The organism is Arthrobacter sp. P1_B4, assembly GCF_056406555.1.
In genome coordinates this window covers 28907-43710 of sequence record NZ_JBFTZW010000025.1, presented here as the reverse complement: position 1 = coordinate 43710, position 14804 = coordinate 28907, and the positions used below count along the sequence as shown (strand labels likewise).

Annotated in this window: 10 protein-coding genes and 1 pseudogene; 4 read left to right on the top strand and 7 right to left on the bottom strand. The window is 68.2% G+C overall.

What is annotated here, in order from left to right:
* Positions 1 to 182: 182 nt before the first annotated feature.
* Positions 183 to 1691 carry an SDR family NAD(P)-dependent oxidoreductase gene (locus tag AC1D1W_RS10990; RefSeq protein ID WP_243177652.1) on the bottom strand — a complete coding sequence of 503 codons (1509 nt, stop codon included), beginning with the start codon at positions 1689 to 1691 and terminating at the stop codon, positions 183 to 185.
* 61 nt (positions 1692 to 1752) lie between these two features.
* Positions 1753 to 3168, bottom strand: a complete 1416-nt coding sequence (gene glgC, locus AC1D1W_RS10985; RefSeq protein ID WP_476943686.1) for a glucose-1-phosphate adenylyltransferase — start codon at positions 3166 to 3168, stop codon at positions 1753 to 1755.
* Positions 3169 to 3270: 102 nt separating this feature from the next.
* On the opposite strand from glgC, the gene glgA reads away from it, so the two are divergent.
* Positions 3271 to 4476 carry a glycogen synthase gene (glgA, locus tag AC1D1W_RS10980; protein WP_243177650.1) on the top strand — a complete coding sequence of 402 codons (1206 nt, stop codon included), beginning with the start codon at positions 3271 to 3273 and terminating at the stop codon, positions 4474 to 4476.
* Positions 4477 to 4601: 125 nt separating this feature from the next.
* Here glgA and AC1D1W_RS10975 read toward each other — a convergent pair whose 3' ends face one another.
* Together AC1D1W_RS10975 and AC1D1W_RS10970 are read right to left on the bottom strand one after the other, a co-directional pair.
* Complete coding sequence (locus AC1D1W_RS10975) at positions 4602 to 6779, bottom strand: acyl-CoA dehydrogenase family protein (RefSeq protein WP_476943685.1); 2178 nt, start codon at positions 6777 to 6779, stop codon at positions 4602 to 4604.
* Positions 6780 to 6854: 75 nt separating this feature from the next.
* Positions 6855 to 7598: a TetR family transcriptional regulator gene (locus tag AC1D1W_RS10970; protein ID WP_476943684.1), complete on the bottom strand. Its 744-nt coding sequence runs from the start codon at positions 7596 to 7598 to the stop codon at positions 6855 to 6857.
* A 61-nt stretch (positions 7599 to 7659) separates the two neighbouring features.
* On the opposite strand from AC1D1W_RS10970, the gene AC1D1W_RS10965 reads away from it, so the two are divergent.
* The 3 genes from AC1D1W_RS10965 to AC1D1W_RS10955 are packed head-to-tail and all read left to right on the top strand — an operon-like array spanning position 7660 to position 11307.
* Complete coding sequence (locus tag AC1D1W_RS10965) at positions 7660 to 9045, top strand: acetyl-CoA C-acetyltransferase (RefSeq protein ID WP_028275556.1); 1386 nt, start codon at positions 7660 to 7662, stop codon at positions 9043 to 9045.
* A 10-nt stretch (positions 9046 to 9055) separates the two neighbouring features.
* Positions 9056 to 10396, top strand: coding sequence for a 3-oxoacyl-ACP reductase (locus tag AC1D1W_RS10960; RefSeq protein WP_476943683.1), 1341 nt, complete (start codon positions 9056 to 9058; stop codon positions 10394 to 10396).
* Positions 10393 to 11307, top strand: coding sequence for a MaoC/PaaZ C-terminal domain-containing protein (locus AC1D1W_RS10955; RefSeq protein WP_476943682.1), 915 nt, complete (start codon positions 10393 to 10395; stop codon positions 11305 to 11307). Before AC1D1W_RS10960 ends, AC1D1W_RS10955 begins: the two co-directional genes overlap by 4 nt.
* Before the next feature lie 81 nt (positions 11308 to 11388).
* Here the strand turns inward: AC1D1W_RS10955 and AC1D1W_RS10950 are convergent, their stop codons facing one another.
* The 3 genes and pseudogenes from AC1D1W_RS10950 to AC1D1W_RS10940 all read right to left on the bottom strand — a co-directional run bounded on the left by AC1D1W_RS10950 (position 11389) and on the right by AC1D1W_RS10940 (position 14799).
* Positions 11389 to 12540, bottom strand: coding sequence for an FUSC family protein (locus AC1D1W_RS10950; protein WP_253906684.1), 1152 nt, complete (start codon positions 12538 to 12540; stop codon positions 11389 to 11391).
* A gap of 81 nt (positions 12541 to 12621) precedes the next feature.
* Positions 12622 to 13740: a serine hydrolase domain-containing protein gene (locus AC1D1W_RS10945; RefSeq protein WP_476943681.1), complete on the bottom strand. Its 1119-nt coding sequence runs from the start codon at positions 13738 to 13740 to the stop codon at positions 12622 to 12624.
* Positions 13740 to 14799: pseudogene (locus AC1D1W_RS10940) on the bottom strand (glutathione S-transferase family protein). The gene AC1D1W_RS10945 and the pseudogene AC1D1W_RS10940 overlap by 1 nt, the downstream one beginning before the upstream one ends.
* Between the last annotated feature and the right edge of the window lie 5 nt (positions 14800 to 14804).

Below are 14804 nucleotides of genomic sequence, written 5' to 3'. Positions count from 1 at the left end.
GTATCGAGCAGCGCCCAGCACTGGTCCATGGTCAGCGAGTATTCCGGCGAGGGCGTGGTTGAGTCCATGTCGAGCCACGATACGGGCCGCCCCGTAACCCCCATTAGGGCCATAGGTCCCGCGGCGGACACGTATGTGACGGATGCCGCGGCCCGCCGGCGCCGGTCACCAGGGACTGGGGGTCACCACGGACTGGGCTTGTAGTCCTTGAGGAACACTCCGTACTGGTCCTCGCCGGATTCGCCCATCACGATGGGGTCGTACACGCGGGCGGCGCCGTCAACTAGGTCCAGGGGCGCGTGGAAGCCCTCTTCCATGAGGCGGACTTTGGTGTAGTGCGGGCGCTCGTCCGTGATCCAGCCGGTGTCCACGGCCGTCATGAGGATGCCGTCGGCGTCGAGCATTTCCTGGGCGCTCGTTCGCGTCATCATGTTCAGCGCAGCCTTGGCCATGTTCGTGTGCGGGTGTCCGGGGCCCTTGTAGGCGCGGGAGAACTGGCCTTCCATGGCACTGACATTGACGATGTACTTCCGCCGCGCGGTGGAGCGTTTCATGGCGCCACGCAGCCGGCTGACCAGCAGGAACGGAGCCGTCACGTTGCACAACTGCACTTCGAGCATCTCCAGCGGGTCCACCTCGTCCAGCACCTGGGTCCAGCTGTTGATGCTGGCGAGGTCCGGGACCAGTCCGCCCGCATCGATCGCGGTGCCGGAGGCAATCCGCTCCAGCGACGCCGACCCGGTGGACAGGGCCAGGGACGTGATCGCGTCACCGGCCAGCACTGGATGGTCGAGCACGCTGCTGGCGAGGGCAAGCGGGTGCTTGTCGTGGGCGTGGCCGAACGTGACGAGCTCCGGGCCCCCATTGGCAGCCTGAAGGGCGGCGGGCAGCGGCTCGTCCTCGGCGTCCACGAGCGGCTTGTAGGCGTTGCCGGAGCGCCGCACCGTCTGGGCCGCGTTGTTGATGATGATGTCCAGCGGTCCTGCGGCATCCAGGGAATCCGTCAGGGCCATCACCTGGGACGGGTCGCGGAGGTCGATGCCCACGATCCGGAGCCGGTGCAGCCAGTCGGCGCTGTCCTCCATCGCAGCGAAGCGGCGGGCGGCGTCCTTCGGGAACCGGGTGGTGATGGTGGTGTGCGCGCCGTCCCGGAGGAGCCGGAGCGCGATGTACATGCCGATCTTCGCCCGGCCGCCGGTCAGCAAGGCCCTGCGGCCGGTCAGATCGGTGCGGGCGTCGCGCTTGCTGTGGCTGAACAGGGCGCACTCGGGGCACAGCTGGTGGTAGAAGGCATCCACCTGGGTGTAGTGCTGCTTGCAGATGTAGCACGGCCGGGACCTGATCAGGTGGCCGGCGATTTCCCCGGTGGCGGACGTGGCGAGCTTGTTGCCGCGCGTCTCGTCGTCGATCCTGTCGGGGGCCGCCGTCGCCGTCTGTGCGATCACGGCGCGGTCCGCCTCGGCGATCTCATCACGCTTGCTGACCCGCCGGTGGCGCTTGACGGCCTTGAACATTTTCCCGGTGGCGCGGCGCACTGAGACGTAGTCCGGGTGCTCCTCGTCATAGGCGTGGATCGTGTTCAGTACCTTCAGGCAGGCCTGGATTTCCTCCGGGGTCAGCTCGGCGAGACCAAGATCGGCAAGACCAAGCTCGGCAGAGGGAAAGTCGGAGGACAGATCGGGGGAGCTCATTGCCCTAATTTTACAGGGTGCGGGGAGCCCGGCCGGACGTGCCTGCCGGGCCCCCGCCTGCCTATGCCGTGGGTGATTGCTTGACCGGTGCGTCCGCGCCCACAGCGGCGGCCTGGACGTCGGCCACCTTGTCCACGGAGTCGCGCAGTTCGGGCCAGTTCTCAGTGGCGGTGCGGACGGCGTCGGGCACCAGGCGCAGGTTGGCCGCGGAGAGCGCCCGTTCCGCATCGCTGGGGTCCGGGACGTGCTGGCCCTTGGACAGGACCGTGATTCCGGAGTCCGTGACCTTGAAGCCGCGGGCGCGGTCCAGTTCGGGGTCGAGTCCGATCGCGGCCCCGGCCGGCACCTTGACGTTCTTGTCGATGATGGCGCGTTTGATGACTGCGCCTTCGCCGACGTTGACCTTGTCCATCAGGACCGAGTCCAGGACCCGGCTCGAGGTGCCGACGTAGACGTCGTTGGAGAGCACGGAGCCTTCCACGATGCCGCCGGAGACGACGACGCCGCTGGCCACGATGGAATCCAGTGCCGTGCCCACGGTGTTGGACTTCCCGCGGACAAACTTGGCCGGCGGGGAGATGGTCTGGCGGGTGTAGATCGGCCACTCGGAGTTGTAGAGGTTGAAGACCGGAACAGGGGAGATCAGGTCCATGTGGGCGTCGTAGAAAGAATCGATGGTGCCGACGTCGCGCCAGTAGGTGCGGTCCCGTTCGGTGGAGCCCGGAATGTCGTTAAGGGTGAAGTCGTAGACGCCGGCCTCGCCCTGGTTGACGAAGTACGGGATGATGTCCCCGCCCATGTCGTGCTTGGTATCGAGGCGCTCGGCGTCAACGTGGAGGGCTTCGATAAGGGCATCGGCGTCGAAGACGTAGTTGCCCATGGAGGCCAGGAACTGGCTGGGGTCGGCCGCGAGGCCCGGTGTTGACGACGGCTTCTCCACGAACGCGGCAATCTTCTCCGGGTTGTCCGCATCGGTTTCGATCACGCCGAACTGGTCCGCCATGTGCAGCGGCTGGCGGACCGCGGCGACCGTGGCCTTGGCCCCGCTCGCGACGTGCTGCTCCACCATCTGGGAGAAGTCCATCCGGTAGACGTGGTCTGCGCCGACCACGACCACGATGTCGGGGTTGGCGTCGTGAATGAGATTCAGCGACTGATAAATGGCGTTGGCGCTGCCGAGGAACCAGCTCTTGCCGACGCGCTGCTGAGCCGGAACCGAGGCCACATAGTTGCCCAGCTGGGTGGACATCCGCCACGTTTCGGAAATGTGCCGGTCAAGGCTGTGGGACTTGTATTGCGTCAACACCACAATTTGCAGATAGCGGGAATTCACAAGATTTGAAAGGGCAAAGTCAATGAGCCGGTAGCTTCCGGCAAACGGGACACCAGGCTTGGCCCGGTCCGCCGTCAACGGCATGAGCCGGTTTCCCTCGCCACCTGCGAGGACAATTGCCAAAACTCTCTTTTGATGCGGCATGGTGATAGCTCCTGAACGCCTTCGTTACTCCCCAATACAGTCCGGCATGCCCGAACGTCTTCACACTAGATCAGTTCCACCGTAACGACTACCTTGGTGCATGTGCGAATAGATATTGTGACCAAAGAATTCCCGCCGGAAATTTATGGCGGCGCCGGTGTCCATGTGGCCGAGCTCAGCCGAGTGCTGGCCCAACGCGTGGACCTTCAGGTGCGTGCCTTCGGCGCGCCCCGCGAGCCCGGGTACCACGGAGCGACTGTCACGTCGTATTCCGTGCCCGAAGACCTGGGCTCCGCAAACGCCGCCATCCAGACCCTCGGGGTGGACCTGAGGATCGTTCCGGACATCGCCGGCGCGGACCTGGTCCACTCCCACACCTGGTACGCCAACATGGCCGGACACATCGCGTCGCTGCTTCACGGCATCCCGCATGTACTGAGCGCGCACAGCCTGGAGCCGCTGCGCCCGTGGAAGGCCGAGCAGCTTGGTGGCGGCTACGCGGTGTCCTCCTGGGTGGAAAAGACCGCCTACGAGGCCGCCGCCGCCATCATCGCCGTTTCGGAAGGCATGCGCCAGGACATCCTGCGCAGCTATCCGGACGTTGACCCGACCAAGGTCAAGGTGGTCCACAACGGCATTGACGTCAGCCAGTGGAACCGGGACGAGGCTGATGACATCATCCGTCCGCTCGGAATCGATCCGGAGCGCCCCAGCGTTGTTTTTGTGGGCCGGAACACCCGGCAGAAGGGCGTGCCGTACCTGTTGCGGGCCGCCGCCAAGCTCCCGGCCGACGTCCAGCTGGTGCTGTGCCTCGGTGCCGCGGACACCCCGGAACTGGCGGCCGAGACGGCACGCCTGATCGAGGAGCTGCAGAGCCAGCGCAGCGGCGTGATCCTGATCGAGCGGATGCTGCCCCGCAACGAGGTCATCCAGGTGCTCAGCCACGCGACGGCGTTCGCGTGCCCGTCCATCTACGAACCGCTGGGCATCGTCAACCTTGAGGCGATGGCGTGCGGTGCCGCTGTGGTGGCCAGCGCCACCGGCGGTATCCCGGAGGTCGTCGAGCACGGCAAGACCGGACTGCTTGTTCCGATCGAGCAGGTCACGGACGGCACGGGAATCCCTCTGGACCCGGAGAAGTTCGTCACCGACTTTGCCGAGGCCCTCATCGAAGTGGTGTCTGATCCTGCCCGGGCGCGCGCCATGGGCGAAGCCGGCCGGCGCAGGGCCGAGGAGCACTTCTCCTGGGAATCCATCACGGAGACCACGCTCGAGGTCTACCGCGCGGTGCTCCAGCAGGGCTCCTGACCCCGCGACGGAACAGCACCACAGCGTCACTGCACTTCAGCGTCACTGCACTTCAGCGTCACTGCACTTCGACGACGGCGCCGCCCCGGCTGAGGGGGCGGCGCCGTCGTCGCATTTCGGCTGGGTCAGCTGCGGGCTTTGGTGCCCTGGGCCTTGGTGCCGTGAGCTTTTGTGCCGTGAACGGCGCGGGCAAGCAGGATCTTTTCGTCCAGGGGCGCCTGGCCGCTGGCCCGCTGCTTGCGGAAGTAGTCCCGGGCCTCGTCCTGGCGGACCTTCTCCGCGCCGGTGGAGATCTCAGCGCGGAGGTGCTCCGGGCCATACCCGAACGCGTCCACCAGGTCCAGGGCGTGCGGGCGGATCTTCACGAGCAGGCGGTTGATGTATTCGCCCACAGTGCGTCCGCGCTGCATCGACAGCCTGCCGTTCATGAGGTACCAGGACAGGTTCTTCTCGATCAGGGACAGGCCGAAGAGATCGCGCAGCCACGTCAGGACTTTGTGCGTGCCCGGGTCTGTCACCTTGCCGAGGGCCTCGGTAAAGGCCTCCCACTGCAGCAGTTCCGCATGGGCCTGGGCGGCTTCGATGAGTTCGTGCTGGTGGGCGTTGAACAAGGCGGCGCCCTGCTGCTGCGGGAGCTTGTTCGCGCCCTTGAGGGCCGTGGCCACCTCCGCGACCATGGTCTGGACGCGGTCCGTGAGCAGAGTCCGCTGGCTTGCTTCGTCCTTGATCGCCAGCGCTGCCTTCTGTACTGATCCGGTGTCGGCCACGAACTGGGCGACGCCGCGCAGTCCGGTGCGGTGGATCGCAGCACCGGTGGCCTGGCCCACGACATAGCGGGCCAGCACGCCGACGTTGACGGTGCGGAATTCCTTGGCGTAGTCCGCCAGCAGGCGCTTGGCGACCAGCTGCAGCAGGACCGTGTTGTCGCCTTCGAACGTGGCGTACACGTCGAGGTCGGCGCGGAGGGAGGCGAACCGGTTTTCGATCAGGAATCCCGCACCACCGCAGGCCTCGCGGCATTCCTGCAGCGTATCCAGGGCGTGCCAGGTGCTCAGCGGCTTCAGGGCCGCGGCCAGGGTTTCGAGGTCCTGGCGGTCCTGGTCGGTGTCGTGGCGGCCGGAGAAGACGTCGTCGAATTTCTGCAGCAGCTGCTCGCTGGCGAAGCTGGCGGCGTACGTGGTGGCCAGCCGGGTGAAGAGCCGGCGCTGGTGCCGCTGGTAGTCCAGCAGCACTTCCTCGTCGGTCTGCGAGGAGGCATTGAACTGCCGGCGTTCGGTGGCGTACTGGATGGCGGTTTTCAGGGCCAGCTTCGACGCCGTCACGGCGGCGCCGTCGAGGGAGACCCGGCCCTGGACCAGCGTGCCGAGCATGGTGAAGAAGCGGCGGCCCGGGCTGGCGATGGGGGACGTGTAGTTGCCCTCGGGGTCGACGTCGCCATAGCGGTTCAGGAGGTTGGTGCGGGGGATCCGGACGTTCGTGAAGTGCAGCCGGCCGTTGTCGATGCCGTTCAGGCCGCCCTTGACACCATCGTCCTCGCCCCCGATGCCCGGCAGGAACTCCTTGGTCCCGGGGTCCCGGAGGTCCATGTAGAACGCGTGCACGCCGTGGTTGACGCCCTTTGTCACCAGTTGGGCGAACACGACGGCGGCCAGGCCATCGGTGGCGGCGTTGCCGATGTAGTCCTTCCACGCTGCCCGGAACGGTGTGTGGACCACGAACTCTCCGGCGGCGGGGTCGTAGGTGGCGGTGGTGGCAATGCTGGCCACGTCCGAGCCGTGCCCGGTCTCGGTCATGGCGAAGCAGCCTGGGATCTCCAGGCTCATGATGCCGGGCAGCCATTTCTCGTGGTGTTCCGCGGTGCCGAGGTGGTTCACTGCGGAGCCGAACAGGCCCCACTGCACGCCGGCCTTGATCTGCAGCGACGGGTCGGCGATGACCAGTTCCTGGAAGCCGGCCACGTTGCCGCCGTGGTCATCGGAGCCGCCCACGGACTCCGGAAATGCGCGGTGGACGGCGCCATTGTCCACCAGGATCCTGAGCTGCCCGAAGACGCGTTGGCGGTGTTCTGTGTGGGTCTGGCCCTCGATCTTGTGCAGTTCCGGGCGGCCGGCGAGGCCCCTGGACTTCAGCCGGATGTCGGCCCACTTGCCGAGCAGCTGTTCGCCAAGGGCCGCGACGTCGACGGCGGGGGCCCCAGGGGAACCGGGCTGGCCGGAACGGCCGGCTGCCGTGGTTGCCGCCGGCTGTTGTGGTTGCGGCCGGCGGAGTGCGTTGCCGGTAGTGCGGTCGGCTAGTTCAGTCATGTCGTTTCCTTCTGTGGTTCTGACAATCTTTGGTGCTGACAGTTCAGGTCGCGGACGTGGGCCGGTGTGCCGCTGCTACGGCGCGCCCTGGCCTGCCGGGTCTGTTGCTTCCGTTTGTGCTGCTTCTTCTTCGGGACGACGTGCCTGCAGCTCGGGGGCGATGCCGAAGCAGAGCCAATCCGTGATCTGCCGCGCCATGGCCTCCTGGCCGGGCTTCGCCGGTCCGGGCGGGCTGGCGAGCCACTGTTCGCCGGCATTCCGGACCAGCCCGATCGCGGCGTTGGGCCAGTAGCCGATCACGGCTTCCTTGTCCTGGCCGCCGCCCAGATGGCTGCGCATCGGCCGGGCAATCATGTCGCTGATGGCGGCGAAGAAGTGGCTCAAGGCTCCCGCAGTGGACATGGACGGGCCGGCCGTTTCGGGCTCGCCGGAAGCATGGCGCGTGACGAACGTGTAGACATTCGGGCTGGTCTCGGCCATTTGGAGGTACGCGGACACCATGGCGAACAGGCCTTCGCGGGGCGTCTGGGCGCTCTGGGCCGCCTCCTGGATGCGCCGCTGCATCTGGCTCAGGACCACCTCGCCCACGGCCTGCTGGAGTCCGGCTTTGTCGCCGAAATAGCGGTAAAACACGGACTTCGACGTTCCCGCGGCTGCGGCAATGTCCTCCATGGACGCATCGCTGCCGAGGGCATGCACCGCTTTCCGGGCCGACTTGATCAGCTCCCGCCGCCGTTCCTCGCGGTGGGACTGCCAGCGGGAAGCGCGGCCGTCGACGGCGGCCTGCCCGGCGGGCACGGTGGCTTTGGGGATGTTCACGATACCCAGCGTATCAGGTACGCTGGGTATCGGTAATCGCTTTGATCGAAGGAGACAGCCCATGTCCGTCAACGGACAGTCAGTGCCCCGCCCCCAGCCAGCCGCCGCATCCGCCGCCGGGAAGACACAGCACGCCGGCGCAGGCCCGGCACAACTCCGCAAGGCCGTGGTCGTGGGCGGCAACCGCATCCCGTTCGCCCGGACCGGAGGCGCGTACACGAAGTCCTCCAACCAGGACATGCTCACGGCCGCCCTTGATGGCCTGATCGCCCGCTTCGGCCTGCAGGACGAACGGATCGGGGAAGTGGCTGCGGGGGCGGTCCTCAAGCACTCCCGGGATTTCAACCTCACCCGGGAAGCGGTGCTCGGCTCGGCCCTCTCCGCCGAGACCCCGGCGTATGACCTCCAGCAGGCCTGCGCCACCGGCCTGGAAACGGTGCTCGGCCTGGCGAACAAGATCAAGCTGGGCCAGATCGATTCCGCGATCGCCGGCGGCGTCGACTCCGCCTCTGACGCCCCCATCGCCGTCAGCGAGGGACTCCGCGAGGTGCTCCTTGACCTCAACCGCGCCAAGACGATGTCCCGGAAACTGCAGGTCCTCAGCCGGCTCCGTCCCAAGGATCTGGCGCCCGACGCCCCGAACACGGGGGAGCCGCGCACCGGCCTGTCGATGGGCGAGCACCAGGCGCTGACCACGGCGCAGTGGAAGATCACCCGCGAGGCCCAGGACGAACTGGCCTTCAACAGCCACCGGAACCTGGCCGCGGCCTACGACGCAGGCTTCTTCGATGACCTCCTGACCCCCTACCGGGGACTGAGCCGCGACTCCAACCTGCGCGCCGACACGAGCCCGGAGAAACTGGCCACCCTCAAGCCCGTTTTCGGCAAGAACCTGGGCGCCGAGGCGACCATGACGGCCGGCAATTCCACCCCGCTGACCGATGGCGCCTCCACCGTTCTGCTGGCGTCCGAGGAATGGGCCGACGCCCACGACCTCCCCAAGCTCGCCGCGGTGATCGACGGCGAGGCTGCCGCCGTCGACTTTGTCCACGGCAAAGACGGGCTGCTCATGGCCCCGGCCTTCGCGGTGCCGCGGCTTCTCGCACGCCACAATCTCAGCCTCGCGGACATCGACTTCTTCGAGATCCACGAGGCTTTCGCCGGCACGGTGCTCAGTACCCTCGCGGCGTGGGAGGACGACGAATTCGGCCGCACCCGCCTGGGCCTGGACGGCGCCTTCGGCAGCATCGACCGGGCCAAGTTGAACGTCAACGGCTCCTCGCTGGCCGCCGGACACCCGTTTGCGGCCACGGGCGGCAGGATCGTGGCCTCGCTGGCCAAAATGCTGCACGAAAAGGGAGACGTCAACGGGCGTCCGGCCCGCGGCCTCGTGTCCATTTGCGCCGCCGGCGGCCAGGGCGTCGTCGCAATCCTCGAAGCACTCTAGGGAGAACCGGATGAGCGACAAGTACACCCGGCTGGTCAGCCACGGAATCGGCAAAGACCTCGCCAAGCGGCTCGGCCTCCCGCAGCCAGTGGTCCTCCGGCGGCACGAGCCCGGCCGCCCCCTCATCGACGGACCGGTCCTGGTCCAGGGATCAACCGGCGGCGCCGACGAGCTCGCCGCCACCCTGCTGGACTGGGACCTCGATGTCCGTCGACACGCGATACCCAAGGAGAAGCTCGGCGCCATCATCCTGGTGCTGGACGAGCTGGCCCACCCCGGCGATCTTGAGAAGCCGGTCCTCACCGCCGCCGCGTCGCTGCGTGACCTCGCCCCGAACGCCCGCGTCATCACTATGTCCCGCACGGCGGGCTCGGCCACGGAACCGGCAACGGCGGCTGCCAGGCAGGGCGTGGACGGTCTCCTGCGGTCTTTGGCGAAGGAACTCCGTGCCGGCGCCACCGGCAACGGCATCCTGCTCGCCGACGGCGCCCGGACCACGAGCCCGGCAGCACTGGGGGCGCTGAGGTTCTTCCTCTCGGGCCGCTCGGCGTTCGTAGACGGGCAGTTCCTGACCGTCAGCTCCGGCGCCGGCCAGCTGCCCGACGACGTCGAGAAGCCGCTGGCCGGCAAGGTGGCCGTGGTGACCGGCGCAGCGCGCGGCATCGGGGCCGCAATTGCCCGCACCCTCTACCGCGACGGCGCCACACTCATCCTCGTGGACATTCCGGCGGCGGGAGAGCATCTGGCGGCAGTGGCCAACGAGGTCCATGGGACGGCCCTGCAGCTGGATATCAGCCGCGACGACGCCGGCCAGCGGATCATCGACCACGCCGCGGCACGGCATGGCCGGCTGGACATCATGATCCACAACGCAGGGATCACCCGGGACAAGCTCCTGGCCAACATGGACGCCGGCCGCTGGAACTCCGTGCTCGCGGTCAACATCGCCGCGCAGCTGCGGATCAATGAGGCCCTGCTGGCCTCGGAGCACTTCCGCGACTCGCCCAGGATCGTGTCCGTGGCCTCCACCAGCGGGATCGCCGGGAACCGCGGCCAGACCAACTATGCCGCGTCCAAGGCCGGCGTGATAGGCATGGTCCGCGCCACGGCGGCGCTGATCGGCGAACGCGGGGGGTCCATCAACGCCGTTGCGCCCGGCTTCATTGAAACGGAGATGACCGCCAGGATCCCGTTCGCCACCCGCGAAGTGGCGCGCCGGCTCAACTCCCTGCAGCAGGGCGGCCGGCCGGGCGACGTCGCCGAGGCCATCGCGTTCCTGGCCAGCGACGCCGCGGGTGGGATTTCCGGGGAGGTGCTGCGCGTCTGCGGGCAGAACCTGGTCGGCGCATGAGCGGACCCCAGACCGTCATCCTGGGCGAGATGCCCGCACTGTCCAAGCTCTACGTCAACGCAGCGGCCGCCGCGGCACGGCGCCGGGTCCTGGGCACCCACGGCGGCACCGAACTGCCGGCCTACACCCACGAGGTCCGTGGCGTGAAGGCCGACGTCGCCAACCTGACGGCCTTCCAGCACCTGATCGGCGAGAGCGCGAGCGACGTCCTGCCCGCCGGCTTCATCCATGCCCTGGCGTTTCCGCTGGCCATGAGCGTGATGAACCGGGACGATTTTCCGCTGCCCCTGCTGGGCATGATCCATCTGACGAACACCGTGGTGCAGTCCACGCCGGTCCTGTTCACCCAGGCCCTGGATATCCGGGCCCGGGTGGAGAACCTGCGCGGGCACCGCGCCGGCACGCAGCTCGATGTCGTCGCGGAGGTCCGTGCCGCCGGCCAAGATGAAGTCCGCTGGCGTGGGGTCTCGACCTACCTGGCCAAGGGGGTGTTCCTTCCGGGGATCGACAAGGCCTCGGTGGCCGTGCCGCCGCCGCCGTTCTCCGTGCCGGATCCCACGGCCCTGTGGCAGCTGGGCGTCGATACCGGGCGTGCCTACGCGGCTGTGTCCGGGGACTTCAACCCCATCCACCTGAGCGTCCTGACCGCCAAGGCCCTCGGGCAGCGGCGGTCCCTTGCCCACGGCATGTACCTGGCGTCCCGGGCGCTGGCCGACGTCGGTGCCGTCCGGGGGGATTCGTTCACCTGGGAGGTGGCCTTCGAGGCCCCCGTGTTCCTGCCGGCCCGCGTGGCGCTCGACATCAGCACCGTGCAGGCGGACGGCGGCGGGTGGGAGCGCTCGGCCTACGTGGCATGGAACCCGCTGTCCGGGCGCCGGCACTTCAGCGGCTCTGTCGCGGCGCTGCCATAGCCGGCGCTGCCACAGCCGGGCAGGACAGACAGACCGACCGGGTCAGACCGGCCCGCCCCGCCGGCAGACGGAAAGTATTTCCTAGTCTGCCGGCGCCGTGGCCGGTTTGGCCTCCGGCCGCCCGGGCGTGGCCACGCGCAGCATGCGGTGCAGGCTCAAGAGGATGGATTCGACCGCGCTCGGGGCGTCCGTGCTGTGCTGCTCGGAGCCAATCCGGGCGGTCAGTTCGCTGATCGCCGCATCGGCGGCAGCCGCCAGCTCGGTCTGGCGTTCGGGCTGTTCCTCTTCCAGAGCCCGCAGCACGTCGCCGACGGAAGCCATGGCGTCCCCGAGGGGCACTGCGTATTCGTCGGGCACCACAAAGGGGGTGTCCTCGGCCCAGATGACATCCGAGAGCACTTGGGTCACGTCCTGGACGTGGAAGGTCAGGCGCTCGAGATCCCGCAGGTTCCGGTAGTCGAGGTTCAGGTCGCGCGGATGCAGGTGGCGTCGGGGATTTGCCTGGCGGCTGGCGTCGGCTTTTTCGACGGCGAGCCGCACGGAGCGGGCGTGGGCTGCGAGCGCTTCCGAGCGGCGAGACCAGTCAACATGCTCCGGCGGCCAGCTTTCCTTCAGCGCCTTTCCCATGTCCCAGAGTTGCTGGGCGAGGGCCTGGCGCAGTTCCGCGATACTTAGCTCTGCCGCCCGGAAGTGCAGCGGCGGGAAGACCAGCAGGTTCACGACGATGCCCACCGTGACGCCGACGCCCATCTGGAACAGGTATCCGAAGGAGAACGTGTCCGGATTATGCCCGCCGACCAACAGCACCAGGAGCGCCGCCGTCGGGATCCAGTCCCGGCCCGAACCGATCTTGGGCAGGCCGGCGAGGATAACGCCCAGTCCCATGACCACCGCGACCGTCCACGGCGACGGCGAGCCGAGGCTGAACAGCATGAACGCAAGGCCCACCCCGATCGCCAGTCCGACGAGCGTCTGGACGCCCTGCCGCATGGAGCCGGCAACGTTCTCGTACATGGCCACCAAGGCGCCCAGCGGGGCGTAGTACGGATAGTCGGCCGCTGAGCCCGGCATGAAGGGTGCGATCGCGAAGGCGACGCCCGCGGCCAGCCCGGCTTTCAGGGCCAGCTGCAGCCGGGGCCACAGCACCGCCGCGGCGACAGCGCTGCCCGCGGTGCGGGTCCATCGGCGCAACAGGGAGGGCGGGCTGCCGGCTTGCTTTTCGGGAATGGCCATTCGGCTCACCCTATGGCCGGGAGGCTCGTGCGACAACTGGACGAACCCCGGAGCGGGCCGCCCAAGCCGAAACGGGGCCGGTCAGGACGCCGCGTGGGCGGCCCGCCGCACCGCCGCGGACAGCCGCTGGGCCCGCCCCTCGGTCCGGCCTTCCTCGCTGCGGCGGGGCACATACCCGAACCCGAGGCCGTAGCCGGGATCCGCGAAGCCGAGGGCCGCGTTCGCTCCCTCGTGCCCGAAGGCCAGCTGGCTGCCGAAGTTCCGCCCAGGCTGGGGTTTCATGAACACGACGGCAAAGGCGTTGTCCTGCCCGGAGCACCGGTCCAGTCCCCAGACCTGCTCAGCGGCCATGACCTCGATGGTGGCGGGGTTCAGGAAAGCGGGAACGCCGTCCACTCCGGTGGTGGCGGCGGCGTAGAGCCTGGCCAGCCCCTCGGCTGACCCCACACCACCTGAGCTGCTCATACCCGAGGCGCGCACCAAGCGGTGGTTGGGCAGTTCCATGATGGTGCTGACCGGCGCGTTGCTGTTCAGCCCGTCGAGGCTGAGCGGGTCCAGCCACGGCTGGGCCGGGTCAGGGTCGTAGAGCACCTCGCGGTACCGGGGTTCCTGGTCCTCGGGCAGGCCCAGGAAGAAGTCGATGCCCCACGGGCGGCGGATGCGTTCGTCGTAGAGCCCCTGCAGCGTCATCCCCGTGACGCGGCGGCAGAGCTCCTCCATCAGGATCCCTATGGTCAGGGCGTGGTAGCCGAAGGCCGTGCCCGGGCGCCACAACGGCGCCGAGGCCGCGAGACGCCGCGCCGCGGCCGGGGTGGCGAACTCCGCCAGGGGAAACCCGCCGGCGACGCCGGGCAGCCCCGCCTGATGGGATAGGGCCTGCCGCACCGTGAGCCGGTCCTTGCCGTGGACGCCGAACTCGGGCCAGTAGGACGCGACGGTCCGGTCAAGGTCGAGCCGGCCGTCCTGGACGAGGAGGGCGATGACGAAGGCGGCGACTCCCTTGGAACAGGAGTAGGTGCCCGTGATGTCGCCGGGGACGAATCCCGGTCCGCCGCAGAGGTCCAGCACCTTGGTGCCGTGGTGGTAGGCCGACAGCTGAGCGCTGTAGCCCGGATCCTCGGAAAGGAAAGAGTCGAAGAGCTCACGCACACCCGCAAATCCGGGCGCGGCAAACCCGGCCGCACCGGCCGCTGTCGGCATCAGGCTGCGCCGTGTCCCGGGGCGACCTCTTCGCCGGCCCGGACCGGTCCGGGCGGCGTTCCGACGCCGAACGGCCGGCCGCCGAGGGATTCGCGGCCGTGCTCCGAGAGCCAGTTGCCCAGTTCCGGTCCGCGCGGGACCACTCCGGTGGGATTGATGTCCTCATGCACGATGTAGTAGTGCTGCTTGATCTGCACAAAGTCGGTGGTGTCGCCGAACCCTGGCGTCTGGAACAAGTCGCGCGCGTAGGCCCACAGGACCGGCATCTCGCTGAGCTTTTGCCGGTTGCATTTGAAATGGCCGTGGTACACGGCGTCGAAGCGGGCCAGTGTGGTGAACAGGCGGACGTCGGCCTCCGTGATCGTGTCGCCCACCAGGTACCGCTGGCCCGCCAGGCGTTCCTCGAGCCAGTCCAGGGCAGTCCAGAGCCGATCGTAGGCAGCGTTGTAGGCCTCCTGGGAACCGGCAAAGCCGCAGCGATAGACGCCGTTGTTCACCTCGGTGAAGACACGCCTGTTGACGGCGTCGATTTCTTCCCTGAGGTGCTCCGGGTACAGCTCCGGCGCGGTGGTACTGGGTCCACTCCGTGGAAAAGTCGAGCGTGATCTGGGGGAAATTGTTGGTGACTACCTGCCCGCTGGGGACGTCCACGATTGCCGGGACGGTAATCCCGCGGGGGTAGTCGGGGAAGCGGCGGAAGTAGGCGTCCTGGATGCGTTCGATTCCGAGGACGGGATCCCTGCCGTCCGGGTCGAGATCGAACGTCCAGGACCTGGCGTCATGGGTGGGGCCGGGCTGGCCGAGCGAGATGACCGCCTCCAGGCCGAGGAGCCGGCGCACGATCACCGTGCGGTTGGCCCACGGGCAGGCGCGCGCTGCGATGAGGCGGTAGCGGCCAGGTTCCACGGGCCAGCCGGGCTCGCCGTGGGCGCCCGTGGCACCGTCCCGGGTGATCCGGTCCTCAATGTAGTTGGTATCCCGGGTGAATTCCTCGCCGCCGGTCACATACGCGCCCTTGGTGCTGAATCCCGGATCGTCGGTGTGGGTACTCAGGCTCATGGTCC

Coding starts and splice junctions, on each gene's coding strand:
- AC1D1W_RS10990 (WP_243177652.1), bottom strand. CDS start 1,691: ATGAGCTCCCCCGATCTGTCCTCCGACTTTCCCTCTGCCGAGCTTGGT.
- glgC (WP_476943686.1), bottom strand. CDS start 3,168: ATGCCGCATCAAAAGAGAGTTTTGGCAATTGTCCTCGCAGGTGGCGAG.
- AC1D1W_RS10975 (WP_476943685.1), bottom strand. CDS start 6,779: ATGACTGAACTAGCCGACCGCACTACCGGCAACGCACTCCGCCGGCCG.
- AC1D1W_RS10965 (WP_028275556.1), top strand. CDS start 7,660: ATGTCCGTCAACGGACAGTCAGTGCCCCGCCCCCAGCCAGCCGCCGCA.
- AC1D1W_RS10960 (WP_476943683.1), top strand. CDS start 9,056: ATGAGCGACAAGTACACCCGGCTGGTCAGCCACGGAATCGGCAAAGAC.
- AC1D1W_RS10955 (WP_476943682.1), top strand. CDS start 10,393: ATGAGCGGACCCCAGACCGTCATCCTGGGCGAGATGCCCGCACTGTCC.
- AC1D1W_RS10950 (WP_253906684.1), bottom strand. CDS start 12,540: ATGGCCATTCCCGAAAAGCAAGCCGGCAGCCCGCCCTCCCTGTTGCGC.
- AC1D1W_RS10945 (WP_476943681.1), bottom strand. CDS start 13,740: ATGCCGACAGCGGCCGGTGCGGCCGGGTTTGCCGCGCCCGGATTTGCG.